Raw genomic sequence first — 25,421 nt, 5'->3', positions numbered from 1 at the left:
GAACTTCCATGCGTTACCGCACCATCGGCACCGACCCGGCCACCCGCCGGCAGGTGAGCGTGCTCAGTCTCGGCGCGATGCTGTTCGGCACCGCCACCGACGAGGCCACCTCGTACGCCATCCTCGACCGCTACGTCGCCGCCGGCGGCACGTTCGTCGACACCTCGGACAACTACGCCTTCTGGCACAACGGCGGCCAGGGCGGGGAGAGCGAGACGCTGCTCGGCCGTTGGCGGCGCAGCCGCGGGATCGGCGACGAGATCGTTCTCGCCACCAAGCTCGGCGCCCGTCCGCTCGCCCCCGGCACCAGCTACCTGGACAACCCGGAGGGGCTGTCGGCGAAGGTGATCCGCGAGTCCGCCGAGCGCAGCCGGGAACGGCTCGGCGTCGACCGGATCGACCTGCTCTACGCCCACATCGAGGACCGGACCGTCCCGCTGCGGGAAACCGTCGAGGGCTTCGCCGATCTGGTCGCCGAGGGCACGGTCGGGTTGCTCGGCGCGAGCAACCACCGCGCCTGGCGGGTGGAGCGGGCGCGGGCCCTCGCCGCCGCGGCCGGCCTGCCCGGATACGAGGTGCTCCAATATCACCGCAGCTACCTGCCGCCGCGGGTGGACCTGCCGAGCGACCTCGACCCGGACGGCGACATCGGCTGGGTCGGCCCCGACCTGGCCAGCTACCTGCGGGCCGAGCCGCAACTCACCCTGGTCGCGTACTCACCGCTGCTCAAGGGCGCGTACGCGAAGCCGGAGCGGCTCAGCGAGGCGTACGCGCTGCCCGGCACCCCGGCGCGGCTGGCGGCGCTGCGCGCGGTGGCCGCCGAGACCGGCGCCACGGTCAACCAGGTCGTGCTGGCCTGGCTGATGGGCGGCGAGTCGCCGGCGATCCCGCTCGTCGGCTTCTCCTCGGTGGCACAACTGGACGAGGCCCTGGGCGCGGTGGACCTGGAACTGACCGCCGCGCAGCGGACCCGGCTGGACGCGGCGCACTGACCGGTCAGCCCGTCAGGTCGATCCGCCAGTCGTTCGAACGCATCAGGCTGCCCGGCGGATATTCGAACTCCGTCTCGCCGAGCAGCGTGAAGCCGGCCTTGCGGCAGACCGCGTTGGACGCCGGGTTGTCCACCGACGGATAGGCGTGCGCGTTGCGGCGATCACCCACCGCCGAGGCGGCCTCGACCACCGCGCGCACCGCGGCGGTGGCCAGCCCCCGACCCTGGTGCCCGGGGAGCACCGCCCACCCCATCTCGTAGACCGGCTCGCCGTGCCACTCGCGCGGCCAGAAGCCGACGCTGCCCACCTTCGTCCCGTCCGGCGTGACCACGGCGAACATGTGGCCGCTGCGCGGGCCGGGGCCGCGCACGTAACGCTCGTGCCGGTCGCGGACCTGCTCGTCGGTCTCCGGGCCGCCGGTGTGCGCCCGCACCTCGGGGCTGTTCAGCGCTTGCAGCAGCGCCAGGTCGTCGGCGCTCCATCGCACGATGCGTACCTCGCTCATGCCGTCGATTGGACCAGGACCCCCTGACAGAAGGCCCGCCAGATCGGATCTGGCGGGCCTTCTGGCGTCTGGTGGGTGAGGCCGGCAGGTGGCGCGGGCGGTGGCGTTCGTCGTGGTCACCCCGGAGTACAACCACAGCTTGCCGGCCTCGTTGAAACAGGCGATCGACGTCGCGTACGGCTGCCGGTCCGTCGGCCTGCACGCGGTCGACCAGCTCCGGACGGCGTTCACCGCGCCGCACGGGATGACCGTGGAACCACCCACGGAGAGAGGTAGCGATCATGAGTAACCGGAACACCGGCCTGGCCGTGGAGGCCGACGGCCTGGTCCGGTCGTTCGGCTCGACCCGGGCGCTCGACGGGCTGGACCTGCGGGTCCCCGCCGGCACCGTGTACGGGATGCTCGGTCCCAACGGCGCCGGCAAGACCACCGCCGTGCGCGTGCTGGCGACGTTGCTGCGCCCCGACGGCGGCACGGCCCGGGTCTTCGGCCACGACGTCGTCACCGAGGCCGACGCGGTCCGCGCCCGGATGAGCCTGACCGGCCAGTACGCCTCGCTCGACGAGGACCTGACCGGCGCGGAGAACCTGATCCTGTTGGGCCGGCTGCTCGGGCTGAGCCGTCCGGCCGCACGGGAGCGGGCCGAGGCGTTGCTCGCGGCGTTCGGGCTGACCGAGGCGGCGGGCCGGCAGGTGAAGAAGTATTCCGGCGGGATGCGGCGGCGGATCGACATCGCGGCGAGCATCCTGAACACGCCGGACCTGCTGTTCCTGGACGAGCCGACCACCGGGCTGGACCCGCGCAGCCGCAACCAGGTGTGGGAGATCGTCCGGGCGGTGGTCGCACACGGCACCACCGTGCTGCTGACCACGCAATACCTGGACGAGGCCGACCAGCTCGCCGGCCGGATCGCGGTGGTCGACCACGGCCGGGTGATCGCGGAGGGCACCCCGGGCGAGTTGAAGTCGTCGGTCGGGTCCGGCACCGTCCACGTACGACTACGCGACGCCGGGCAGCGGCCCCGGGCCGAGCAGGTGCTGCGGACGGTGTTGAACGTGCCGGTGCAGCTCGCGGCCGACCCGGTGGCGCTCACCGCCCGGGTCGGCGAGGACGGCACCGACCTGGAGGCCGGCGAGCAGGCTTCCCGCGCGCTGGGCGAGCTGGCCCGGGCCGGAATCGTGGTGGACGACTTCTCCCTCGGCCAGCCGAGCCTGGACGAGGTGTTCCTGGCCCTGACCGACCACCCGGCCGTCGAGGCGGACGCACGGGACGACGAGCTGGAGGCAGCCCGATGAGCGACACCGTGACCACCACCGGGCCGGCGCCCTCCGTCTACGTGCCCTCCACCGAGGCGCTGGCCACCGTGCTCGCGCCCACCGAACGACCGGCCCGGCCGAGCGCGCTCGCCGCGTCGCTGACGTTCGGCTGGCGGGCCGTGCTGAAGATCAAGCACGTGCCGGAGCAACTGTTCGACGTGACCGCGTTCCCGATCATCATGGTGCTGATGTTCACCTATCTGTTCGGCGGCGCGCTCGCCGACAACCCGCGGGCGTACCTCCAGTTCTTCCTGCCCGGCATCATGGTCACAAGCGTCGTGATGATCACCATGTATACCGGGGTGGGGTTGAACAACGACATCGAGAAGGGCGTCTTCGACCGCATCCGTACCCTGCCGGTGTGGCGGCCGGCGGCGCTCGTCGGCATGATCTTCGGCGACGTGTTGCGCTACATCCTGGCCGCGGTCGTCATCCTCGGGGTGGGGCTGGTGCTCGGGTTCCGCCCCGACGGCGGCCTGCTCGGGGTGCTCGCCGGAATCGGCCTGCTGGTGGTCTTCTCGTTCGCGTTCTCCTGGGTGTGGACGTTCTTCGGCCTGGTGCTGCGCAGCGAGAAGTCGGTGATGGGCGTCAGCATGATGGTGCTGTTCCCGCTGACGTTCCTGAGCAACGTGTTCGTCGAGCCCGCCACCATGCCGGGCTGGTTGCAGGCGTTCGTGAAAGTCAATCCGATCACCCATCTGGTCGCCTCGGTCCGGGCCGTGATGGCCGGTTCCACGGACGCCACGAACACGATGTGGCTGCTGCTGTGGAGCGCCGGCTTCGTGGTGGTCTTCGGCACCCTGACCATGCGCCGCTACAACCGCCGCTGACCTTCTTGATCGACACCAGCTCGCTCTCGATGGTCGGCGGCGGGCGGCGGGCGAGCGCACCGGGTCAGGCGAGGGCTCAGCGGGCGGGGGCCCGGCGTAACGGTGTCGGTCAGAGTCGCCAGGACACCGGCTCGGCCGGCAGGTAGCGGCAGGTGCCGCCGGTGGTGACCGACTCGCGCAGGTGCGCGGCGAGCGCCGGGTGCCGCTGCTCGATCCGCCGCAGCGTGTCCCGGATCCGGCCGCTCACCGCCTTACGTGCCCGTTCGGCCTGGTCGCCGAGCCGACGGGTGCGCCCGGCCAACCCGGCGGCGGCGCGCAACTCGTCGAGCAGAGCCGCGCGCTCGGCGTCCAGGGCGGCCAGCCGCCGCGTGTCGTCGCGCGACGCGGCCCGGTCGATCTCCTCGTCGAGCCGCCTCAGGTGCTGCCGGTAGCGGGTTTTCGCCTCGTCGTCGAGCACCGGGTCGGCGCCGAGCCGGCGGGCGGCGACCAGCTCCGCGCCGGCCGCCGGGTCGAGCAGCTCGACCGCGGGCACGTCCACGCCCGGCCGGCTCAGCAGCAGCCGCAGGTCGTGTAGACCCTTCGCGTCGGGCAGGTGCGCCACCGCGCCCGCGTAGGCGAGCCGCCACACCGACCCGTCGAAGCAGAACTCGGGCCCACCCGCACCCGCGTCGACCGGCACACCCGCCTGCCCGGCCGTCCCGCCCGGGACCGCCTGCCCGGCCGTACCGTCCGGGGCCGGGCGCCCGGCCCCGGCCGGCCGGTCCTGCGTCGTGTCCAGCGTCGCCGCCGCCGGCCGCTTCACGGAACCCACGTCCGGCGCGGACGCCGCAGCCAGCCGCCCCACCGGGACCACGTCCGGCGCGGACGCCTCGGCCAGCCGCTCGACCACCTGGGCCAGGCCCAGCGCCCGCGCCTGCGCCACCGTCTCGGCCCGCAACCGCGCCGCCTCGGCCGCGTCGCCCGGCCCGTCGCGCCCGGCCAGCGCCCGGACCAGCCCGGCCCGGCTCAGCACCGACCAGGGCCGGGCGCCGAGCCGGTCGGCGGTGTCCCGGGCCGCCGCGTAGCCGGCGACCGCGTCGTCCCACCGCCGCTCCGCCGCGTCCACCACGGCCAGCCAGAGGTCGACCGGACCGCCGATGTCGCAGCCGAACAACGCCACCAACCACCCCCCGCGGTGGGGCGCCAGGGCCGTCCGCGCCTCGGCGCACCGGCGGGGATCGCCGTCCACGGCCGCCGCCTGGGCCCGCAGCCGCAGCCACAACGTCGACACCGGTCGGGGGTACGCGGTCCCGGCGGCCTCGATCCCGCCGATGATCCGGCGTACGGTCGCCGCGTCGCCGCGTTCGGCGGCGGTGATCCCCCGGAGCAGCTCCACCTGCGGGTGGTTGGCCGGGCCGGGCCGGTCGAGCAGGGACTCGGCCTCGGCGAGCCGCCCCCGCAGCACCAGCAGCGACCAGCGCAGGTGGTGTGCCATGAAGGCGTGTTCGGAGTGCTCCCACTCGCCATAGCCGTCCAGCTCGGCATAGTTGGCCTCGGCGGCGGCGAAGTCACCCTGGAACGCGGCGATGATGCCGCTGTCGATGGCCGCCGCCATCCGCTGCCGGGCCACGTCACCCGCGCGACAGCCGGCGACGAACGCGGTCAGCTCGTGCCGGTAGCCCGGATCGCCCAGCTCCAGCAGCGCCACCCAGCGCAGCGAGGTGGCCCACAACTCGGTGTCCCGGTCGCCGCCACGGCGGGCCACCTCCCGGATCTCCGCGGTGACCGCGGCCCGCTCCGGCGCGGTGCCGAGCCCCCAGGTGGTGTCGTGGCGGGCCCACAGGCTGAAGGTGAGCGCCTCGTCGTCGCGGCCGTGCCGGGCCAACGTCTCGGTGGCGGTGATCAGGTCGGTGACCATGGCCGGCGTCGACCGCTGCGGGTCGGGCGGGCCGATCAACCCCGCGTACGCCTCCCGGACCAGCGCGTCGGCGTCGAGCCGGCGGCGGGTGGCCGCGTGCTGGCCGTGGACGGTGAGCGCCACCCGGGCCAGTAGCACCGGTTCGTCGAGCCCGCGGGCCAGCGTGGCCGCGTCGACGAGCAGTGGCTCGGCCTCCCCCGGCGTCCCGGCGTGATGCAGCAGGCCGGCCATCTCCAGCAGCACCCGGACCCGCCGGACCGGCTCGTCGGTGACGTCGAGCGCCCGCCGGAAGTGCCGCACCGACTCCGCCACGGCGAGCCGGCCGCTCGCGTCCCGCGCGGCGGCCAGCAGCAGGTCACCGGCGCGTACCGGGTCCAGCTCCGCGCCGGCGAGCCAGGCGTGGCGGGCCAGGTCGGCCGGGATGAGCCGGCCCGCGAGCGGGTCGGAGTCGACGGCCCGGACCACGGCGGCGTGCCGCGTGCGCCGGTCGTCCTCGGGCAGCCCGTCGTAGAGCGTCTCCCGGACCAGGTCGTGCACGAAGGCGAACCGGCCGCCGCCCCGGGCCAGCACCAGCCGAGCGGCGGCGGCCCGGTCGAGCAGCCGGTCCACCTGCGCGGCCGGACCGGGTACGCAGCCGGCGAGCGTCTGCCGGTGGAACTCGCGGCCGAGCACGGCGGCCACGGTCAGCACCTCGACCACCGGGGCGGGCAGTTGGTCGAGCCGGCGGCGCACCGCCTCCCGCACGCCGGGTGCGATGGTGTCGGCGAGACCACCGGTGTGCCAGAGCCGCGCGGTCTGCTCGACGAAGAACGGGTTGCCGCCGGTGCGCCGGTGCACCTCGTCGACGAGGCCCGCGCCGGGCTCCCGGCCGGCGGTGCGGCTGATCAGCGCGGCCACCTCGTCGCGGTCCAGGCCGGCCAACGTGACGGTGGTGGCCTTCGCGGTCAACGGCAGCAACAGCGGACGCAGCGGATGGTCGCCGGCTTCGACCTCCGCGTCGCGGTAGGTGCCGATCAGCAGCAGCCGCTCGAACCAGGTGTGCTGGGTGGCGAACTGGAGCATCCGCAGCGACGCCGGGTCGGCCCAGTGCAGGTCGTCGAGGACCACCACGACGGGCCGGTGCTGGGCGACGGTGACGAGCGCGCTCGTCACCGCGTCGTGCCGGACGAACTCCGCCCGCTCGCCGTCGTCGGCCGGGCCGCCGCGGTCGGCGATCGCGGCGTCGGCGGCTTCGTGCTCGCCGAGCAGGGCCGCCTGCCCGGCCGCGGCGGCCTCCCGCGCGGCGGGCGGGACGTCGGTGGACCGGGCCAACCGGCGCAGCACCTGCAACCAGGGCCAGTGGTCGGGGGCGGTGTCGGAGTCCCAGCAGGCGGCGCCGAACACCAGCGCCCCGCGCCGGCGGGCCTCGCCGGCGGCGGCCGAGACCAGGGTGGTCTTGCCGATGCCCGGCTCGCCCGTGACGAGGACCAGGCCGCCGTGGCTGTCGATCACCCGGGCCACCTCGGCGCGCAGCAATCCCGCCGGGTGTTCCCGGCCGATCATCTCCTCGCCGAACCGCGGCTCCATGGCCTCCCGACGCTAGTCGACGGGTCCGACACCTGGGGCCGCCGACATGGCGGTGGGCGTCAGAGGCTGCCGCCTCCGGTGCTGCGCAGGTTGCTGCCGTCGGTCGGGTTGCGGTGGTCGTCGAGCCGGCGGCGCGCCTCGGCGGACGCCGCCAGGTCGCGGACCTCACCGGCCGGGTCCGCCGCGCTGCGCCGCAGTCGGCGCCAGGCCACCAGGGCCACCAGGACCGCGACGACGAGAATGACGATGAGCCAGCGCATGGCGTCCTCCATCCGTCGGTGACGGTAGTTGCACCCAGTGTGAACGGCCGGTCAAGGGAGGCGGGCGTCGGTGACCACGTGCGAGCAGGCCGGGCAGGCCGCCGGCCCCTGCTCGTCGAACCACCGGCAGGTACGCCGGATCGCGCACTTCGGCAGCGTCTCCTCGGCGGGCGGCGCGGTATCGGCGTACGAGGCGGCCATCCGGGCGCCCAGCCCGCAGTGCGAGCCGGTCCAGAAGCCGCAGGACGAGGTGACGCAGGGTCCGGCGAGCCGCACCCGCGACTCGATCGGCCCGGCGGAGTCGTCGGCACCGGCGAGCGCCACCTCGGCCGGCACCGCCGGCGTCACGTAGGCGACCCGGCCCGCCGGAGTGATCATGCCGAGGAACACCGTGGCGTTCGACGCCGGGGTGCTCGGGCACATCCGCTCCGGCGGGCCGGCGGGCGGGGTGGCGTCGGTCACCGCTGGATCCAGAACCCGAGGTCGTTGATCTTCTGCCCGAGGTCCTGCGCGAGCACGCCGTCGAGCACCCAGAGCCCGTACCACTCGGGACGCAGCTTGAGGTTGCCGTGACCGAGGGTGAGCGGGTTGACGAGCGTGGCGTTGGCGGTACGCAGGGCGGCCAGGCCGGCCTTCTGGATCTCGCCGGCGATCAGGGTCTGCTGGTCTGCGGTCAGGTCGACACCGTCGACCACGAAGCGGAACTCGTTGCGGGCCATGTGTTACCTCCGGTCACTCGTACGATTCGGTGCCCAGCCCGCGACGCAGGCTGGTCCGGGTGAAGGCCGCCCAGCCGGCGTGCGAGGCGGCGTCGGCGGGCTGGCCGGCGCGGGCGAGGACCCGGCCGGCGTGCTCCTGCCAGCGCCCGGCGGTGGCCGTCGCGTCGTCCCACAGCTCGCGGCAGGCGGCGACCGCGAACGCGATCTGCTCCGGCGCGCCGGTGAACCCGGCCGGCCCGTCGCCGACCCGGATCGTGCCGTCCGGCCGGATCCGCACGCTCGGGAAGTGGTGGTGCAGGCTGGCGAGCGTGGCCAGGTGCGTGGCGTCGCGCCGGGCGGCGGCGAACCCGGCGTACGTCTGGTCGTCGCGCCGGTAGCGGATCGCGTGCAGGACCAGCGCGTCGCCGGCCGGCTCGACCCGGGCGACCACCTGCGTGGGCGCGCTCCACGTGGGCGGGGAGTTCGCCGACCAGAACGCCAGCCAGGCGGCGAGCCGGGCGTGGAAGTCGGCCTGCACGCCGACCGCCGGCGCGGAGCCGTCGGGCGAGCGCAGCGCGGCGGCGGCGATCCGGTCCCGGGTGAGCAGCGGCGTTCCGGTGCGGACCGGAGCCGCCGCCGCGCCGGTGGTGGAGACGACGGTCAGGCCGGTCAGGGTGACCGCCGAGGCCGCCGCCGCGCCGGCGAGGAGTCGCCGGCGATCGAACGGGTGTCCGTTGTCGTTCATGGTCGGCCCTTCGTCGACGCGCAATGGCTCGACGCTATCGACCGGAAAAGGTCAGTTGAACACCAGGCGTGACGGGAGGTTGACAGCTAGACCGGGGATTCCCGGCGGCGTGAATTGCGTTCCTGTGCCCGAGCCGCCACGCAGGTCGCGGCACGGACGCCCGGGGCGCCGCACCGATCAGGCGGGGAAGCGCTCGTGCCCGAGCACCGCCAGCAACCGGAGCTTCTCCGCGCCCTCGCTGCGCGGCGGCGCGGTCAGCACGAGCAGCGACTGCGACTGGTCCTCGGTGAAGAGCACCTGGCAGTCCAACTCGATCGGGCCGAGCTCCGGATGGATGAGCGTCTTGTGGTCGGCGAAACGCTGGGCCACCTCGTGCCGTTCCCACAGCTCGGCGAACTCCGCGCTGGCCGCGCCCAGCACCCGTACCAGCTCTCCGGCGCGTGACCGCGGGCCCATCGACCCGTACGCGGCGCGGAGGTTGGCGACCTGGGCGCGGCTCTGCCGGTCGTGGTCCTCGGCCGGGTAGCGCCGCCGCTCCCCCGGGTCGGTGAACCACCGGTAGATCCCGCTGCGGGCCGGCCCGGTGTGGCCGGAGTTGTCCCCGAGCAGCGCGGCGGCAAGCGGGTTCTGCACGAGCGTCTCGCCCAGGTTGGACAGGATCAACGCCGGTGTGTCGGCCAGCCGGTCCAGCACCCGCAGCAGCGCCGGGGCGACGTGGGTGGCGGTGGCGACGGCGGCGGGCGGGCTGTGCCCGGCGACCCGGAACAGGTAGTCGCGTTCGTGGCCGGTCAGCCGCAGCGCCCGGGCCAGCCCGGCGAGCAGGTTCGGGCTCGGCTGCGGGCCGCGCCGCTGCTCCAGCCGGCTGTAGTAGTCGGTGGACATCGCGGCGAGCGCGGCGACCTCCTCCCGCCGCAGCCCGGGCGCCCGCCGCCGGGCGCCCTCCGGCAGCCCCACGTCGCCGGGGCGCAGCGCCTCACGGCGGCGACGGAGAAAGTCGGCCAGGGCAACGCGATCCATGGTCCGAGTATCCGTCGTCCGGCCGGCTGAACCAGGGATCCGCGATCCCTCGATCGCGGATCTCTGCACCGACCACGGCGGCCGGGCCATGCTGATCACATGGACATCTCCGGAAACACGATCTTCATCCCCGGCGCCACCAGCGGGATCGGCCTGGCCCTGGCGCTCGCCCTGCGCGATCGGGGCAACACGGTGATCGTCGGCGGCCGGCGTACCGAGCTGCTCGACGAGATCGCCGCGGCCCACCCCGACCTGGACACCGTCCCGATCGACACCACCGACCCGGCGAGCATCGCCACGGCGGCCGAGGCGGTGCTGGCCCGGCACCCGGACCTCAACGTCCTGGTGGCGATGGCCGGCGTCATGCGGGTCGAGGACTGGCGCTCGCCCGAGACGTTCCTCGCCTCGGCCGAGGAGGTGGTGACCACGAACGTGCTCGGTCCGATCCGGCTGATCGGCGCGTTCGTCGAGCACCTGCGGCAACGCGGGGACGCCACGATCGTCACCGTCTCGTCCGGCCTGGGGTTCGTGCCGCTGCGCGTCACCCCGAGCTACAACGCCTCCAAGGCCGCGATCCACATGCTCAGCGAGTCGGTCCGGCTCCAGTTGGCCGAAACCGGGGTACGGGTGGTCGAGCTGGTGCCGCCGGCGGTGCGCACCGGGCTGCTGCCCGGCCAGGAGAGCAGCGAGTTCGCCATGCCGCTGGACGAGTTCGTGGCCGAGGTGGTGGCGTTGCTGGAGGCGCAGCCGGACGCCACCGAGATCCACGTCGAACGGGTGAAGTTCCTCCGCCACGCCGAGGCGCGCGGCGACTACGCCCAGGTCGTCGCCACCCTGAACGCGGCCGACCCGCACGCCGCCACCTGAGGTGTTAAGCGGGGCCCCCGCCTATGCCGGAGACGTTAAGCGGGGGCCCTTCCTTGTAACACTTGATATCGATGGATCCCTATCTATAGGCTGTCGGCGTTCCCGCACACCCCCCATCCCCCAGGAGTGTGAACCATGCGTACGCCGAAGCTGTCCCGGATCCTCGCCACCCTCGCGGCCGTGACGCTGACGGCGCTGGGCGCGGTCGCCGTCAACCCGGCACCGGCCTCCGCCGCGGTCCGCAACGTCTGCTACAACACCAGCCAGGCCGGCCCGTTCGCCAGCTACGCGGTGCAGGCGGCATCGATCTGGAACAACTACACCAACAACATCAACATGGCCCAGTGCGGGTCGAACCTGATGATCTACTACACCTACGGCGGCGGGTCGTACGCCCAGCGGACCAGCCTGGGCAACGGCCGCGTGGTCATCGACTACTACCAGGCCCAGCAGTACTCCCCGCTGCGCATCATGACGCACGAGATCGGCCACATCCTCGGCCTGCCGGACAACTACAACGGCAACTGCGCCATCCTGATGTCCGGCGGCAGCGCCGGCACCAGCTGCACCAACCCGTACCCCAGCTCGGCCGAGGCCGCCCGGGTCGACTCGCTGTTCGGCTTCGCCGCCCGCAGCGCGACGTCCGCCCAGGTCTTCAGCGGTAGCTGGCCGGCCGCCACGGTGGTCGGCGCCGGTCGCTGACGACGCACCGGTGACGGGGTCGGCGGGTCACCGCCGGCCCCGTTCGCGCGTCTTCGTCACCGTCCCGCCGGTCCGCTGGCGCGGCGCTCGCGCGGCCGGTGGCTCGGCGGCGAGGTCGGCCGCCCGCCGGCTCAACGTCTCGACCCGCTCACGCAGCCGGCCCACGGAGTCGCCGTCGGCCTCGGACACCTCGTCGAGCAGCCCGACGTAGTCGCCGGCCAGCCGCCGGTACGCCGGACCGCCCGGCCCGCCGGCCCGGTCGAGGTCGATGATCTGCTGGGCCAGCACGGCGGTGGCGGCACCCAGCGCGGCCCGTTCGTCGGCGCGCGCGTCCCGCCCGGCCCGCCGCGCGTCGGCCAGCCGACCGGCCCGCCGGCCCCCCAGCCAGAGCGCCGCCGCGCCGACCACCACGCCGCCGATCGCGCCGCCGGCCAGCAGGTAGCGGGGCAGCGACGGGCTGATGGTCCGCCCGCCGTCGGGCAGCAGACCGGTGCGGACCAGCCGGTCGTAGTTCAGCACGATCACCTTCAGCGCCTCGACCGGCCGGTCCACGAAGGCGTCCGCCCCCTGGCTGATCACGGTCTCCACCACCATCGACCGGCCGATGTCACGCGCGCTGTCGCCGCCGACGCGGGAGCAGCCGTACGTGTCCCAGTCCTCGCCGTCGCGGCTCATCGCCAGCACCAGCGTGCCCGCGGTGGCGCGCTCGGTGTCGTCGCAGACCTCGCGCAGATCGGCACCCGGCGCCATCATCAGCACCACCAGCCGCCGGTTGCCGATGACCCGTTCGGCGGCGGCCCGGTCCACGTCGACGCCGGGCGCCACGTAGACCGACGAGGCGCGCACCTGCCGGGCGACCGGCCCGTCGAGGATGCCGCCGGACCACAGCGCCCAACCGGCCAGCACCAGGCAGGCGAGCACCGCCCGACCGAACGCGCTGCCGACCAGCCGGCCGAGCAGCCGGCGCGCGACCGCCGTCATGACAGCCTCCCCCGCAGGTAGACGTCCGGCCGGTAGCCGGGCATCCGCACGTCCCGGGCCACGTGGTCAAGTTCGGCCTCCGCGCCGGCGAGCAGCCCGCGTACGTGGTTGTCGGGCAGCCCGTCGTCGAGCGCGGACCGGGCGGACCGCAGCCGGCCGATGCCCCGCACCAGCGCCGGGTCACTACGCGCGTCGGTGAGCAGGGACAACTCCACGGCCAGCGCGGAGAGCCCGGCCAACCGGGCCGGGGTGCCGCCCGGCCCGACGGCGCCCGGGCGGCCCCGGCCGGCGCCGCGCACGGTGCGGATCGACAGCACCACGAACCCGGCCACGCAGCCGGCGAAGAGCCACGGCAGCGCCGGCAGCGCCACCCGCAGCGGGTCCAACTGCCGGTACGGCAGAGGCCTGTCGAACAGCCCCGCGTACCGCACGTCGGTGACCCGGGCCAGGTACGCGCCGAGCACGTTGAGCTGCGGATAGTCGTAGCGGCTGAGCCGACCGGCGTACTGCGCGTAGAAGCTCGCGCCGGCCACCTCGGCGAACTCCGCCGCGCCCGGTCCGTGGTATTCGATCCAGCCGCCGTACATCACCACGAGCGGCCGGTCCGGGGCGAGCCGGTGCAGCGCCGGCCCGTACGCGGGCAGCGGCGTCCCGTACGGCTGGACCGGGAGCGCCACGAACCAGGCGTCGCCGGGGAAGGCTTCCTTCGCGGTCTTCTCCGGCAGCCGGGGCAGCGTCGCGCCGGGAGCGGCGTACCGGCCGGTGGCGCGCAGCGCGGCGGTCACCGGGGCCAGCTCGGCGGCGGTGGGGTCCCGCCAGCGCAGGTCGTCGCGGTCCGGCGGGGACGGCTGCTCGTGCAACGCGGCGAGCAGCGTGAGGATCTGGCTGGTGACGTCGGCGGTGGCGAACTGTGACCGCCAGCTCGGCAAGTCGTCCGACGTGGCCAGGTAGAGACCGCCGCTGACCTCGGTGCCGACGATCCGGATCTCGGCGTTCTCCACGTCCTTCACCCGCCGGCGTTCCGCCTCGTCCAGCCCGGGCGGGGCGACCAGGATCCGGGTGTCGCCGGCCGCCGCCCGGACCCGCGCCTCGTCCCAGCGCGCGACCGCGCCGGGCAGGCGGACCACCGGATCGGCGGCCACCATCGCGGTCATCTCCGCCACCGACGGCACGGTTGCGTCGCTCAGCTCCCCGGCGGAACCCTCCGCGGGCAGCGAGGCGGTCGACGGCGACTGCCCGTAGCTGACCTCGACGCTCTGCCGCTGCGCCACCAGGAACACCACGAGCACGACCGCCGCGACGACGAGCAGCGACCAGCGCAGCACCTCCAGGCGTACCCTCACCGGCCGGCCCGCCACAGGTCGTCGGCGCGGCGGGCGTGCTCGGCCGCCTCCCGCGCCGCGTCCGCGCCGCCGCCGCGCGCGGCGGCGAGCATCTCGGCGCGGGCCAGCAGCCGCTCCGCCTCGGGCACCGGCGCGGTCGCCGCGTCCCGGCTGACGGTCGCGTCGTGGATCGCCGCCCGCGCCGACGACCAGGCGACCCGCCGGCCCCGGTCCCGGTCCCGACGCCGGGGCAGCAGCGTGGCGAGGAACCCGGCGGCCACCGCCACCACGGCCCCGACCAGCCAGGGCAGCACGCTCGCGGTCATGATCCCTGTCTAACGCACCGCCGCCAACCGCGCGTCTCGGGGTGCCCCCGTCCTACGACGACGAGTAGCCCTCCTGGAAGCCCTCCATGAACGCCCCGGCGAACCCGGAGACCACGCACCCGGCACAGCACAGGATCACCAGCAGCGCCGGCACCGCGACCCAGAGGACCGTCGACCAGTTGATCCCGTCCTCCTCCGGCTGCGGCGGGTGGTACGCGGCATACGGCGGCTGCTGTTGGTACGGGTCGTAAGGATGCACCCGGCCATCCTGCCCACCGCCCGCCGCCGTCGGAAGATCCGAACGGACCGCCCGGCCGGCCCGCCCGTCGCTTCCGACCCGTGCGCGTACCCAGGTGTGCGTACTCAGGCCCGGTGCGTGTCCAGGTGGGTGAGCACCGTCTGGTTGGCCTCCCAGCCGTCCGGGAACTTCACCGGCACGTCCAGGTGCACCCGCTCGGTCGACGGGTAGGCGTCGAGCAGCTCACCGATGCCGGCCCGGGCCACCACCACGCAGGCGTGCCGGTGCCGGGACGCCAACACGCACAGCCGCCCCGACTCCAGGTGGAACGCGGTGGCGTCGCGCCGCCCGGAGAGCGGGTGCAGCACGATCGTCACGTCGTACTCCCGGCCCTGGAGGCGGTTGGCGGTGTCCACGGTGATGCCCGCGCCGGCCGCGCCCAGCCGGGACCGGATGGCCGCGACCTGGTCGCGGTGCGCGGCCCCGACGGCGATCCGGTCCGCGGTCACCGGCGCGCCGCCGGGCGCGGCCTCGCTGACCGCGACCGCGCCGCGCCGCAACACCCGCAACGCCAGCTCCGCGCAGGCCGCGGCGGCTTCGGCGTCGGTACGCACGGTGTGCCGGGCGGGCAGCTCGTGCAACGCCCAGCCGGTGGCGGCGGCCAGCTCGACCGAGGCGTCGTAGCCGTCACCCGGGCCGGTCTCGGTGAACGTCAACGCCCGGTCGGCCGGCCCGGTGCCGGCCCGGAACCCGGTGAACGGGTAGAACGCGGCGGAGACCACCGGGGCGGCGGAGGCGGGCAGCCGCCACGACACCGGAAGCCGGTGCACCGGCAGCTCCGGGTTGTGTCGCAGCAGCGTGGCCACCGCCGACTGCATCGGGTCCCAGGTCAGGCCGGTCCAGCGGGCGGTCTCGACGGTGGAGAACGGGTCGAGCTGCCCCGGGTCGCCGACGAACAGCGCCCGCTCGAACCGCCCGGCCACGCGCAGCAGCGCGTCCGCGCGCATCTGGTACGCCTCGTCCACGATCGCCCACGGCCAGCTCCCCTCGGTGACCGTGGCCCACTTGGCCGCCGTACCGATGGTCACGGCCGGCCCGCCCAGGTCGGCGACCTTCGCCGCGACCCGGACCGCCGGGTGGTTCCGCACCCGCTCCGTGGGCTGGTAGTCGGTGGCGGAGAGCCGGCCGACGCGCAGCTCCGGCGCCTTCCCGCCGAGCCGGTCGATCAGGTCGTCCACCTGCTCGTTGGTCTGCGCCACGATCATCAGCGGCACACCGGTGGCGGCGGTCTCCACGGCCGCGCGCACCACGAGGGTGCTCTTGCCGGCGCCCGGCGGCGAGTCGACGACGACGCCCCGGTGCGCACCCTCGCGCACATCGCGCAGCACACTCTCCACCACGTGCAAGGCGGGGGCCCTTCTTAACGCATTCGGTATAGGCGGGGCCCCTTCTTAACACGCGCCGGGTAAGACTGCGGGCATGAGTGAAGCCCCGGTGCTCTACCTCATCGTCTGCGCCGCTCCCCCGGCCCAGCGGATCGGCGAACTCGCCGACCTGCTGGCGGCCGACGGCTGGCGGGTCTGCCTGATCATCACCCCGACCGCCGCGAGCTGGCTCGACCGCGACGCGCTCGCCGACCAGACCGGTCATCCGGTACGGGTCGAGTGGCGCCGCCCCGGCGACCCCGAGCCGCACCCGCCGGCCGACGCCGCGGCGGTCGTGCCGGCCACCTTCAACACGCTCAACAAGTGGGCCGCGGGGGCGAGCGACACGCTGGCCCTGGGCATCCTCAACGAGCTGCTCGGCACCGGGCTGCCGATCCACGTCTTCCCCCGGGTCAAGGCCGCGCTGGCCGCGCACCCGGCGTACGGGCCGAACCTGCGACGGCTGCGGGAGGCGGGGGTGGTGGTGCACGACGGGGAGGTGCTGCGGGCGCCGGACGAGATGACGCCGAGCCGGTGGGCGGTGGTGGTCGACGCGCTGCGCGCGGCACGCCTTCCTACGACGAATCCCGTCGAGCGGTGAGCCGTCGCGCCAGGTAGTGGCCGACGAAAGCTACGCCACCGCCGAGGAGGACACCCCTCGCCAGGTGGACAGCGGCGCGGTTCGGCACCGGTCCGCTCGGTTCCGGCCCGGCCGGTGCCGCGTCCTCTGCCGGGCCCGCCGCGACTGCCGACCGATAACCGACCGGGGTGAGCAGCACGGCGGCGAGGATGGCCAGCACGGCGAACAGAAGCGCGGTCGGCGTGGCCGACCGGCGGGCCAGGCTGGTGGCCATCCGCGGTCGGGGCATCCCTGCCTCCACGTTCGCCGGTCCGGGCAGGCTACTACAGCTCGGCCGTGGAGGGCGTCCGGCCGTCGACCTCCCGATGGAAGAAGGACTCGATCGGCTCGGCGCGGTCGAGCAACGCCAGGACCTGCGCCCGACAGCCTTCGACGATCTCGGGTTCGACGATTTTCTCCGCGCCGACCGGCGTCCCCGCGTCGTCGTAACGAACGTCGTAGACGGCCCGGCTGCCGGCCACCATCAGCTCCGGAACCCGGCCATGGTCTGCCTCAAGGTCTGACACGGCTTCCGCGTCGAGCACACCGATCCGCTCCCCCGCCTCGGCGCGGAAGCGGAGGAAGTTCAGCTCCCAGATCAGGTACGGCGTGAGGGGCAGCTCCACGATCCGCAGGCGGTGCAGCCCGGACCCCATCTCGTCGAGGCGGGCGAAGAACTGCGCCAGCTCGGGGTTGGGCTGGGCGGCGATCCGCAACGCCTCGTCCCAGCGACCGGCGGCGAACGCCTCCCAGCTCGGGCTGCCCGGCTCGCGGAACGTCTGAAGCCGTTCGGTCTTGAGAATCACCCCGTCCACGGTCTCCACCGTGGCGTAGAAGTCGGCCTCGTACTCGGGCAGGCTCAGTCGTCGCGCGGACGCCGCCCGCAGGAGGTCACGCATCCGGGATGTCCGGCTTGGCGGCCCGGATCATGCTGCGCGGGATGACCACCAGGCGCTCGTCCCGGCCCACGCTGACCCCGTCCGGCAGCCGCCCGTCGTACGCGTCCGTCAGGTCACGGCCGATGACCGCCACGTCACCGTTGGAGAGTTCCCAGATGTCGGGGCAGGTGGTCGTGCCGCCGCTCTCGCCCAGCTCGGCGGCGGACCGCCCGAGCCGCCGGGTGAACGTCGCGGCCGGTTCCGCTTCCCATCGACCAGCCATCACCCCTCCTTAGAGTCACGGATCGAACACTCAGGATAGCCAGCGCTCGACCGCCTACCCCCTCAGTCTTCGTGAACTGAAGTAGATCTCCGATCAGTCAGCGGGAGCGGGACACCTGGCGGTTGAAGCGGGAACGTAGCGCCAGCACCAGCGCTTCCTTCGTACCCTCGGGGTTGTCGGTCTCCTGCCAGCGGACCTCGCACCGCCCCAGCCACCCGGCGATGTCGTCGCGGGTCGCGGCCCGGCCCGGTGCTGGCGTGATCACCCGTCGGGCCGGGCCGCCGCGATCGGCGCGTGCAGGATCTGGTCCAGACCGGCCATGGTGGACTGGAAGTCCACCCGGTCGGCGGCGTGGAATCGGCGGAAGAACCAGTTCGGCACGCGGGGCTGGGTGCAGCGGGTGCGGAAGAGCAGATCCTGCACCTGCCGCGCCACGGTGAGCAGGTCCCCGACGGGCGCGGACGGGTCGCGGGCGGCCGAGTTGATGTGCCGCTGCACGATGGTCATGGCATGGTCGCGTTCGACGGCGACGTCGCGCTGCCCCCGGTAAATCTCGACGCCGAGCAGCAGCGCGCCGAGTGACGGCACGAACCAGGCGAGCAGCAGGTGTGCCACGGTCAGGTCGGCCAGCACCCCGTAGACGACGCCGGTCGCCGCCCAGGCCGCCACGACGGCGAGTACGGCGCGGGCGTAGCGGCGGCGCAGCCGGGCGCCCCAGCCGAGGCTCTGCTGTTGGCAGGCGAGCACGTCGTAGGGCGCGGGCAACTCCGGGATCTCGTAGTAGTCACGGAGGTAGCGCTCGGTGCCCCGGAACGCGCGGTCGCGGCGGCTGATTTCGGGGGCAGTCAACCGTTCCCCGGCCGCCACCTCGTTCCACGGCAGGCCGAAGAGGTTCACGTCGAACATCTCCTGGATGGTGGCGGCCCGTCGGAGCTGCCCGCGTGACCAGGAGGCGAGCCCGAGCGCGTTGATCACGGCCCAGAGTGCGCCGAGCGCGGTGACGCCGGTCGCCGACATGCCGGTGAAGGCGACCGTCGCGCCGGCGCCGGCGATCGCCATGGAGACCAGGATGCGCAGCGCGTCGAGGCGTTGGGCGCGGGTGTGGCAGACCGTCATGGCCCGGAGCATCGACATCATCGGCGGCTCGGTCTGGCGTCTGAGCAGGGAATCAGCCCGGGACGGCACGGCACCCCCCTCAACCCTGTCGAAAAGTACTCTTTACGCTGGTGTGCGAGCTAGCAGACGCTTGGTCGGGCTTCGTGTATTTTGAGCCGACGCTCAACCTCTCCAGAAGGATCAACGACCACGATGATCGAAGGTCTCGACGTCGCGCCGACCCAGTTGCGGCACGACCGGCGCGTGCAGGCGGCGCTGCGGAAATGGGCGGAGGGCGAAGGTCTCGTCGTCGCCTTCCTGCCGCAGAAGGAGCCCCTACGCGGATACACCGACGCCTACCTCGCCCTGATCAGCCTGGCGCGGGTCGTCGGCCGGAGACGCACCGGCGAGCACAAGAAGCTGGTCAAGGTGCACCCGGCGGACGAGGGCGGTTCGCCGGAGTCGGACCGGCACGCACAGGCGAAGCGGGAGGGCGGCGGCTTCGCCGAACGGCACATGGTCGGGCGGCACGTCGGGTGGCACCCGGTCGGCGACGGTCGTCACCTCTCCTTCCAGGACGTCGCCAACGGCGGTGACCGGGCGATCCCGATGGATCGGATCGAGGACGACGATCTCCTCGTCGAGTCCTTCGGCAAGGTGGTCAGCGCCCTGCACCTGGACTGGAACCGCCCCGAGGGGAACGGCGGACCGTCCACCGACGTCACCACCGTGCGCGCGTACGTCCGCCGGGAATTGACGGCGGCGAAGGCGCTGGGGGCGGTCCGGTCGGCCGCCGACCGGCTGGGGCTCGACGACCTGGACCGGGACTGGCTGGAGATCGACGGTGGGGCGCTGCCGAATCCGTTGCGGCTGGCCGAGCCGGGCGGGCTCTTCGGCGACCTGACCATCCGCTACCTCCAGGGTTTCGCCCACGGCGACCTGCACGGTGGCAACGTGCTGATCCCGGAGTCCGTCGACGGCCGGCTCCACCCGGGCCGGTTCGTCCTCGTCGACCTGGAGTCGTACGAGAGTCGCGCCCCGCTGACCCGCGACCCGGTCGTCCTGCTCCTGTCGCTGCTTCTTCCCTCGGTGGCGCCCCGACGCGACCCGGACGGGGAGTGGCCGTCCGGTCTGCCACGTAAGCAGGCGGATGCTCTCCTGCGATATCTGGTCCGACCGGATCAGCGCACGCCGAGCCAACTACCGGGAGCACTGGCCGATCTCGTGCGGCTCACCTACGAGGCCGGGACGGCGTACGCCGAGCGTTACGGCTGGCGAGCGGAGTGGCGCACGCAGTACCTGCTGTCGCTGGCCGTCCACGCGCTCGTCGCCACCACGTACGACAACCTGGGGCCGGCGGGTCCGTCGTGGTGCCTGCGGCTGGCCGCGTCCGCGTTGGACGCCCACCGTGCGGAGCATCACCCCACGCTGACGCCGCCGGCCGCCGGTGTCGACGCGCCCCGGCCGCCGGACGTGGCCTGGCCGCGGGTCGACGGGCCCGACTATCACCTGCTTCCGGGCCTGGGACACGCGCCGGGTACGCGGGGACGGCACCGGGCCAGGATCGGTGGCCGGCGTCGGATCAGGGTCAACCTCGCGCTGGTCGTCGCGCTCGGCGGCTGCCTCGTGCCGTACGTGGCGGCGGAGGGCGCGTCGGACCGGAACGCCACCCCGCCGGCACACCCGTCCGTGCGGACCGAGACACCGCCGACGAGCCGTGGTGACGAGCGTGAACCCCCGTCGTTCGCGCCGGTGAGCCCCGGCCGGTATGCGTTCACCTGCCTGCGGGTGTGGTCCCCGGACGACCTCAGGCCCTACTCGGACCGCCTGGACCGGTTTCGGGAGGAGCGGCTCTGGTGGACGCGGGAGAGGAGCGGCCGGCGTACCGTCCAGGTCGTCGCCCACGGCCACCGGTCGCCGCCGAAGATCTCCACGCTCGGCCGCGGCGAGCTGACCGGCGTGCCACCCGCGCCGTCGGAGCACCTGGCCAGGCTGCGTGAGCAGGTCGCCGAGCTGCTGGAGCGGAAGCCGCCGGAGTTGCGCAACGCGGCCGGCACGCTGGAACTGGTCGCCGAGATGCACCAGTTCTGGCCCCTCTCCCGGGCGCAGCGGGAGGCGCTGCGGCGGCTGCTCGCCGAGACCGACGGCGTCATCGACGGTGGCAGCTACCCCGACCGGGCCGGCCGGGACGGGCACGCGATCAGCGCCGACAACGGCGAGGGCCAGCGGGAGACGCTCCAGTTCGACGAGCGGACCGGCCGGTTGCTCAGCCACGAGAAGATCGGCGCCGGCGACGAGACGCTCGCCTACTACCTGTTTCTAAGCAGCGGCTGGACCGACACCATCATCGACCGGCCGTGCGTCGACTAACAGGGGCGGTTGACGTAGTTGGCCCAGTCCCGGTCGGGCCCGGCGTCGGCGAGCACCCGGCTGCGGGCACTGACCGTGAACAGCGCGGTCTGGTTGTAGTAGAACGTGACCGACCCGCTGGAGAGGTTGTAGTGCGCGGACGCCACCCGGAACTGCCACTGCCAGGTGGCGAGGTTCTGCCGGCCGCAGTCGGAGAGCTTGCCCCGGGGATAGCCGAAGTCCGGCCGGTCGTAGAAGCAGTACCAGCCCAGGGGGCAGTCGGCCGTCGCGTAGGTGCCGGCGGGCGCGCGCAGCGTGACCAGGAGCGCGCCGTCGCCATAGCTGATCTCGTTGTCGCCGACCGGCACGCCGCCCGGGTGGGCCGCGAGGTAGCCGGTCATCTCGCGGTTCGCGGCGGCGACCGCCGGCGCGGGAAAGCCACCGAGCGGGGCGATCAGGACGACGGCCAACACCATTCGGTACGCGGAAAGAAAAGCCATTCCACAACCCCCGCAGAAAATAGATGAAGCCCTCTATCAACTCAGAATAGGGAGACGTCTTCCCTGATCACCAGGCCCGGCCGGGGCGCAACCTGTCGCCATGCCGAAATATGTCCCACGCCGCACGGTCGGTCGACCAAATCGGTGGAATTTCCAACACGGCCGCTTTCCTGATGCAGTTGCGGAATGCATTTTCGCGGCCGTGGCCAGCCCTCAACGCCACCCGAGCGTGGGCAGGCGCAGACGGTCGGCGGGCACGCCGGCGATGGTCAGCCAGCGACGGGCGGCGGCGAGCATGACCGGCGGGCCGCACACGTACACGTGCTGGCCGGCACGGTGGTGGTAGCCGGCCAGTGCGATGGCGGAGCCCCGTTCGGCCGGCTCGGCCTCCGGGTCGGCGGAGAACGCCGGCACGACGGTCAGCCAGTCGTGGGCCTGTTGCAGCTTGTCCAACGCGATCGCGTCGTACAGATCGGCGAACGTGCGCGAGCCGACGACAAGCGTGACCCGCCGGCCGGCGGGCGCTTCGGCGACCTGCTCGACCAGGGCGCGCAGCGGCGCCAGCCCGGTGCCGCCGGCCACCAGCAGCAGATCGTCGGCACCGCCGGCCAGTTCCAGGCCGGAATCGGCGGGCGCGCCGAGCTGGAGCAGCTCTCCGGGGCGTACCTCATGGACCAGGCTGCCGGAGACGGACCCGCCGGCCAGCGCGCGGACGTGGAACTCGACGGTGCCGTCCGCGCGCGGCGCGTTGGCCGGCGACAGCCACCGCCACCGTCCCGGCCGGCGCGGCGTGCACACCGGCACCGCCTGCCCGGCCCGGAACGGCAGCCGCCGCGAGGGCCGTACCGTCACCGCCGCGACCGTGTCGACGTCGCGGTGGTGGCCGACCACCTCGGCCGCCCACCAGGCCGGCCCGTCGCCCACCCGGGCGGCGGCCCGTTCCACCAGCCGCCACGCGCGCCACCAGCCCATACCGGGCGCGGCCAGCATCGCGTCGCCGATCGCCGCCGCGTGCCAGGGCCGCAACCCCAAGCTGCGGTACGCGGACCCGAGCGCCCGCAGCAACGCCGAGCGCCCGGCGTGGTCGTCGCCGCCGTCGAGCAGCCGGAGTAGGGAGGCGTGCAGCAGCGGGGCGTCCCGTTCCGGCAGCAACCCCGGGCAACGGTCCTGCACGGCCGCCCAGAACCGGCTGGCCGACTCGGTTTCGTGGTGCAGCTCGGTAGCCGGGGTGGGGAAGTCGGCGGGTACGGCGGACATCGGTGGGCGCCTCCGGGTCGGGTGTCGTGGAGTGGCGCCGGGGCGGGCGGGGTCGGCGGGCCGCCACTGTCGGGGGGACGCGGCACCACCGGAGCCCAGCACCCGCCCCGGGCCATGCGCCGACTGTCGACCTTGGTGGCCGGCGGTCGTATGCCCTCGCGATCGTCGAGGACATGCACGCTCGGTATGCGGTCGGTTACTGTCGCGCTCGGCGGCGTCGGTATGCGTGGCATGCATACCGGGACGCGGTGGAACGGTTTGAATGGTTAGGCTCGATTTCGGACACAGCTACCCGCGTGGAGCGAGGTTGCCGGTGAGACACGCGAACTGTCCCCGCTGCGGCGGACGCCTGGCCCGCGACAACGACAGCGGTCGGTGCGCGCCCTGCCAGGCCGCCGAGCGAGACCGATTGAGCGCGCCGCCGGTGGTGCCGGAGTCGTTCTGGGACCACGAACCGGCGCGGCATGCGCTCACGTCACGGCACCTGGGAAGGGCCATCCGGGCGTACCGGTACCACCCGTACCACGGGCGGAATCCGTTGCCGCAGAGCGTGGTGGCGGGATGGTTGGGGATCACGCAGGCGCAGTTGAGCCGGATCGAGAACGGGCCAGCGCTTGTGCACCTGGACCGGCTGGCGCACTGGGCGACGCTGCTCCGGATTCCGCCGGCACGTCTCTGGTTCGCTCTACCCGGCGAGCCCGCACCTACAGTGGTGACAGGCGCATGCATCGAAGAAGGTGATAGTACGAATCGCCGCCAGTTCCACGCGCTGGCCGCACTGGCCGGAATCCAGGCCAGCAGCGGCCTCGACCTGCTGACAGCAAGCGTAGAGCCGCCGCCGAACCTCGGTATGGAACAGGTGCGGTACGCGGCCTCACTCGTCGACCAGTTCCGCTCGGCGGATGCGGCCGTGGGCGCGGACGCACTCTGCGACGTCGCCATGCAGGTACACCAGCGCCTGTCCGCCTGGGCGGAACAGGCCGCGTACAGCCGGTCGGTCGGCGAGGCGTTGCAAAGCGCGCTGGCGCATCTGGCGATCCAGGCAGCCTGGCTCGCCATCGACGCGGACCGGCGCGCCGAGGCAAGGCCATACCTGAACGAGGCCATCGCCCGAGCACGCATCGCCGATGATGCGCGCGTGGAGGTACGCGCCCTCGCCTGCATGTCCCTGCTGTTGCGCGAGGACCGTCCGGCCGAGGCGATGCACTGTGCGGAAGCAGCGTTGCGGGTCGCCGCCGGATGGACCACGCCGCGTCTGACCACGCTGCTCCACCTGCGCGCCGCCCACGCCCACGCCATCCTCCGGGACACGTTCGGCTTCGAGCGCGAGATGACCAAGGCACGTCGGGCATTCGAGGGTGGCAGCCACGAGGACGACCTGCCCTTCATCTCGTTCGTGACCGAGCAGGAAATCACGGCCATCAACGGGCTCTCGTATCTGGCGCTCGACCGGCCGGAACGGGCCGCGAGCTGCTTCCGGGCGATCACGACCAGCCCGCCCGACGCGCACCGGCGTAACCGGGTCTACTCCACCGCCCAACTTGCCCGGGCCTCGATCCGGCAGGGTGACGTGCCTGGCGCGGCTCACGCCGCGATGGCAGTGCTGCCCGAGCTTCGCCAGGTGCGCTCCGGGCGGACGCTGCGCGTGCTCGCCGAGGTGCGGTCCGGCCTCGATGCTCACCGCTCTGTGCCCGAGGCCCGCCAGTTCTTCGACGTCTACGACGGCTCGTTGGCCTGATGGTGGCGGATATTCGGCTGCACCACCACTCGGCTTCGCAGGCCGAGGGCCTGCTGACCCAACTCGTGGACGTGTATCTCGACGCCCACGCCGACGACGGGCCGCTCTACACCGCCGAACGGTACGAGCGGCAGCTCGCGGCGCACATGCCCCGGCCGGGCTGGGCGTCGGTGACGGCCTGGGTTGGTAATGAGCTGGTCGGCTACATCTATGGATTCCCGCTCGGAGCGGACACACGGTGGTGGGACGGCATCCAGGGGACGGTGCCGGACGGCTTCACGGAGGAAAACGGTCGACGGACCTTTGGCGTCAGTGAGTTAGTGGTGCGGCGCTCCTGGCAACGCCAAGGCATCGCTCGGGCTCTGCACGACGAACTGCTCGGCAGTCGGGGAGAAGAACGGGCCGCGTTGCTCGTGCGGCCGGACAACAACGCCGCCCAGCATGCGTACGACGCATGGGGGTGGGAGCCGATCGGACGGCTTCGGCCGTCCTGGGAGGGTGCACCCCTGTTCGAGGTGCGGACGAAGCCGATCATGCCGAGATTGATAGAGAACAACCGCGCTTAGTACGGCAGCCCCCACATTTCGCGACCACCAAGAACGCCACGACACCGGCCGCGAAGAAGACGAAGTCTGTCAATCCCCTTCCACGCTGCACAGGTTAAAAATCAAGTTAGGGTCGACGTGCTCGGACTGCGCCGATGATCCTTTCCGTGGCTAGCTCAACATCATCGTGTTCCCACACAGTGATCAATAGCCAGCCAGCTTGCTCAAGCTGCTGGCGGGTCTGCCGGTCGCGATTTATGTTCCTGGCAAGCTTGTCACGCCAGTACTGGCTATTCGCCGACGGTCGACGGTGATGTTCTGGGCAACCGTGCCAAAAACAGCCATGGACCTCAACGGCGACGCGGGCCGGCCTGAAGACGATGTCGATCTTCCGACGCAAATCGGGTAGCGGATGGGCGCAGACGCGGTATCGCAACCCTTTGGCGTGAAGGGCTCGCCGCAGCGCCATCT

The 25,421-nt window shown here is 73.2% G+C and carries 30 protein-coding genes; 10 read left to right on the top strand and 20 right to left on the bottom strand.

Going from position 1 to position 25,421, the window contains the following annotated elements; all coding sequences use genetic code 11:
• The first annotated feature begins 8 nt into the window (after positions 1-8).
• On the top strand, positions 9-992 hold the full coding sequence (locus O7619_RS09520; protein ID WP_282287067.1) for an aldo/keto reductase: 984 nt from the start codon (positions 9-11) through the stop codon (positions 990-992).
• 4 nt (positions 993-996) lie between these two features.
• On the opposite strand, the gene O7619_RS09515 is transcribed toward O7619_RS09520, so the two are convergent.
• Entirely contained in the window at positions 997-1,497 is a 501-nt protein-coding gene (locus O7619_RS09515) for a GNAT family N-acetyltransferase (RefSeq protein ID WP_282287065.1), read from the bottom strand.
• A gap of 88 nt (positions 1,498-1,585) precedes the next feature.
• On the opposite strand from O7619_RS09515, the gene O7619_RS09510 reads away from it, so the two are divergent.
• The 3 genes from O7619_RS09510 to O7619_RS09500 are packed head-to-tail and all read left to right on the top strand — an operon-like array spanning position 1,586 to position 3,643.
• Positions 1,586-1,786 carry an NAD(P)H-dependent oxidoreductase gene (locus tag O7619_RS09510; RefSeq protein ID WP_282287064.1) on the top strand — a complete coding sequence of 67 codons (201 nt, stop codon included), beginning with the start codon at positions 1,586-1,588 and terminating at the stop codon, positions 1,784-1,786.
• Entirely contained in the window at positions 1,779-2,792 is a 1,014-nt protein-coding gene (locus tag O7619_RS09505; RefSeq protein WP_282287063.1) for an ATP-binding cassette domain-containing protein, read from the top strand. Before O7619_RS09510 ends, O7619_RS09505 begins: the two co-directional genes overlap by 8 nt.
• Positions 2,789-3,643, top strand: coding sequence for an ABC transporter permease (locus O7619_RS09500; RefSeq protein WP_282287062.1), 855 nt, complete (start codon positions 2,789-2,791; stop codon positions 3,641-3,643). Before O7619_RS09505 ends, O7619_RS09500 begins: the two co-directional genes overlap by 4 nt.
• 109 nt (positions 3,644-3,752) lie before the next feature.
• Here O7619_RS09500 and O7619_RS09495 read toward each other — a convergent pair whose 3' ends face one another.
• The 6 genes from O7619_RS09495 to O7619_RS09470 form a co-directional block, all read right to left on the bottom strand.
• On the bottom strand, positions 3,753-7,106 hold the full coding sequence (locus tag O7619_RS09495; protein WP_282287061.1) for an AAA family ATPase: 3,354 nt from the start codon (positions 7,104-7,106) through the stop codon (positions 3,753-3,755).
• Positions 7,107-7,165: 59 nt separating this feature from the next.
• Positions 7,166-7,378: a hypothetical protein gene (locus O7619_RS09490; RefSeq protein ID WP_282287060.1), complete on the bottom strand. Its 213-nt coding sequence runs from the start codon at positions 7,376-7,378 to the stop codon at positions 7,166-7,168.
• A 39-nt stretch (positions 7,379-7,417) separates the two neighbouring features.
• Complete coding sequence (locus tag O7619_RS09485; protein WP_282287059.1) at positions 7,418-7,828, bottom strand: hypothetical protein; 411 nt, start codon at positions 7,826-7,828, stop codon at positions 7,418-7,420.
• Positions 7,825-8,085, bottom strand: coding sequence for a hypothetical protein (locus tag O7619_RS09480; RefSeq protein ID WP_282287057.1), 261 nt, complete (start codon positions 8,083-8,085; stop codon positions 7,825-7,827). Before O7619_RS09480 ends, O7619_RS09485 begins: the two co-directional genes overlap by 4 nt.
• Positions 8,086-8,098: 13 nt before the next feature.
• Entirely contained in the window at positions 8,099-8,809 is a 711-nt protein-coding gene (locus O7619_RS09475; protein ID WP_282287055.1) for a hypothetical protein, read from the bottom strand.
• 177 nt (positions 8,810-8,986) lie between these two features.
• Positions 8,987-9,826 (bottom strand): helix-turn-helix transcriptional regulator, encoded by an 840-nt coding sequence (locus O7619_RS09470; protein ID WP_282287053.1) that lies wholly within the window; start codon positions 9,824-9,826, stop codon positions 8,987-8,989.
• Between the two features lie 99 nt (positions 9,827-9,925).
• Here O7619_RS09470 and O7619_RS09465 point away from each other — a divergent pair, with 99 nt between their 5' ends.
• Complete coding sequence (locus O7619_RS09465) at positions 9,926-10,693, top strand: SDR family NAD(P)-dependent oxidoreductase (RefSeq protein ID WP_282287051.1); 768 nt, start codon at positions 9,926-9,928, stop codon at positions 10,691-10,693.
• A gap of 135 nt (positions 10,694-10,828) precedes the next feature.
• Positions 10,829-11,395, top strand: coding sequence for a snapalysin family zinc-dependent metalloprotease (locus O7619_RS09460; RefSeq protein ID WP_282287050.1), 567 nt, complete (start codon positions 10,829-10,831; stop codon positions 11,393-11,395).
• A 27-nt stretch (positions 11,396-11,422) separates the two neighbouring features.
• Here the strand turns inward: O7619_RS09460 and O7619_RS09455 are convergent, their stop codons facing one another.
• From O7619_RS09455 to O7619_RS09435, 5 genes are all read right to left on the bottom strand, one after another.
• Positions 11,423-12,376, bottom strand: coding sequence for a hypothetical protein (locus O7619_RS09455; protein ID WP_282287048.1), 954 nt, complete (start codon positions 12,374-12,376; stop codon positions 11,423-11,425).
• Positions 12,373-13,719, bottom strand: a complete 1,347-nt coding sequence (locus O7619_RS09450; RefSeq protein WP_282287046.1) for a hypothetical protein — start codon at positions 13,717-13,719, stop codon at positions 12,373-12,375. The genes O7619_RS09455 and O7619_RS09450 overlap by 4 nt, the downstream gene beginning before the upstream one ends.
• A complete protein-coding gene (locus O7619_RS09445) occupies positions 13,716-14,024 on the bottom strand; it encodes a DUF6403 family protein (RefSeq protein ID WP_282287045.1) in 309 nt (102 codons plus the stop codon). The genes O7619_RS09450 and O7619_RS09445 overlap by 4 nt, the downstream gene beginning before the upstream one ends.
• Before the next feature lie 52 nt (positions 14,025-14,076).
• Complete coding sequence (locus tag O7619_RS09440; RefSeq protein ID WP_282287044.1) at positions 14,077-14,283, bottom strand: hypothetical protein; 207 nt, start codon at positions 14,281-14,283, stop codon at positions 14,077-14,079.
• Between the two features lie 104 nt (positions 14,284-14,387).
• Positions 14,388-15,650, bottom strand: a complete 1,263-nt coding sequence (locus O7619_RS09435; RefSeq protein WP_282287043.1) for an AAA family ATPase — start codon at positions 15,648-15,650, stop codon at positions 14,388-14,390.
• Between the two features lie 91 nt (positions 15,651-15,741).
• On the opposite strand from O7619_RS09435, the gene O7619_RS09430 reads away from it, so the two are divergent.
• Entirely contained in the window at positions 15,742-16,287 is a 546-nt protein-coding gene (locus O7619_RS09430) for a flavoprotein (protein WP_282287042.1), read from the top strand.
• Here O7619_RS09430 and O7619_RS09425 read toward each other — a convergent pair.
• The 5 genes from O7619_RS09425 to O7619_RS09405 form a co-directional block, all read right to left on the bottom strand.
• On the bottom strand, positions 16,262-16,555 hold the full coding sequence (locus O7619_RS09425; RefSeq protein ID WP_282287041.1) for a hypothetical protein: 294 nt from the start codon (positions 16,553-16,555) through the stop codon (positions 16,262-16,264). The genes O7619_RS09430 and O7619_RS09425 overlap by 26 nt on opposite strands.
• Before the next feature lie 34 nt (positions 16,556-16,589).
• Positions 16,590-17,204: a DUF6879 family protein gene (locus tag O7619_RS09420; protein WP_282287040.1), complete on the bottom strand. Its 615-nt coding sequence runs from the start codon at positions 17,202-17,204 to the stop codon at positions 16,590-16,592.
• A complete protein-coding gene (locus O7619_RS09415; RefSeq protein ID WP_282287039.1) occupies positions 17,197-17,466 on the bottom strand; it encodes a hypothetical protein in 270 nt (89 codons plus the stop codon). Before O7619_RS09415 ends, O7619_RS09420 begins: the two co-directional genes overlap by 8 nt.
• A gap of 97 nt (positions 17,467-17,563) precedes the next feature.
• On the bottom strand, positions 17,564-17,731 hold the full coding sequence (locus tag O7619_RS09410; RefSeq protein ID WP_282287037.1) for a hypothetical protein: 168 nt from the start codon (positions 17,729-17,731) through the stop codon (positions 17,564-17,566).
• A complete protein-coding gene (locus O7619_RS09405; protein WP_282287035.1) occupies positions 17,728-18,651 on the bottom strand; it encodes an S-4TM family putative pore-forming effector in 924 nt (307 codons plus the stop codon). The genes O7619_RS09410 and O7619_RS09405 overlap by 4 nt, the downstream gene beginning before the upstream one ends.
• Positions 18,652-18,774: 123 nt before the next feature.
• Between O7619_RS09405 and O7619_RS09400 the strand changes: the two genes are divergently transcribed.
• Positions 18,775-20,931: a hypothetical protein gene (locus O7619_RS09400; RefSeq protein WP_282287034.1), complete on the top strand. Its 2,157-nt coding sequence runs from the start codon at positions 18,775-18,777 to the stop codon at positions 20,929-20,931.
• Here O7619_RS09400 and O7619_RS09395 read toward each other — a convergent pair.
• Positions 20,928-21,410 (bottom strand): hypothetical protein, encoded by a 483-nt coding sequence (locus O7619_RS09395; RefSeq protein ID WP_282287033.1) that lies wholly within the window; start codon positions 21,408-21,410, stop codon positions 20,928-20,930. The two genes, O7619_RS09400 and O7619_RS09395, sit on opposite strands and share 4 nt — an antisense overlap.
• Positions 21,411-21,623: 213 nt before the next feature.
• Positions 21,624-22,667, bottom strand: a complete 1,044-nt coding sequence (locus O7619_RS09390; RefSeq protein WP_282287032.1) for an FAD-binding oxidoreductase — start codon at positions 22,665-22,667, stop codon at positions 21,624-21,626.
• Positions 22,668-23,076: 409 nt separating this feature from the next.
• Between O7619_RS09390 and O7619_RS09385 the strand changes: the two genes are divergently transcribed.
• Complete coding sequence (locus O7619_RS09385; protein WP_282287031.1) at positions 23,077-24,405, top strand: helix-turn-helix transcriptional regulator; 1,329 nt, start codon at positions 23,077-23,079, stop codon at positions 24,403-24,405.
• Positions 24,405-24,971, top strand: a complete 567-nt coding sequence (locus O7619_RS09380; RefSeq protein WP_282287029.1) for a GNAT family N-acetyltransferase — start codon at positions 24,405-24,407, stop codon at positions 24,969-24,971. The genes O7619_RS09385 and O7619_RS09380 overlap by 1 nt, the downstream gene beginning before the upstream one ends.
• 106 nt (positions 24,972-25,077) lie before the next feature.
• Here the strand turns inward: O7619_RS09380 and vsr are convergent, their stop codons facing one another.
• Positions 25,078-25,419, bottom strand: coding sequence for a DNA mismatch endonuclease Vsr (gene vsr, locus O7619_RS09375; RefSeq protein WP_282288744.1), 342 nt, complete (start codon positions 25,417-25,419; stop codon positions 25,078-25,080).
• Between the last annotated feature and the right edge of the window lie 2 nt (positions 25,420-25,421).

It is taken from the genome of Micromonospora sp. WMMD998, from assembly GCF_029581235.1.
Classification (GTDB): Bacteria; Actinomycetota; Actinomycetes; order Mycobacteriales; family Micromonosporaceae; genus Micromonospora.
The sequence above is the reverse complement of the archived record's forward strand: the minus strand, read 5'-3'. Positions and strand labels throughout refer to the sequence as shown.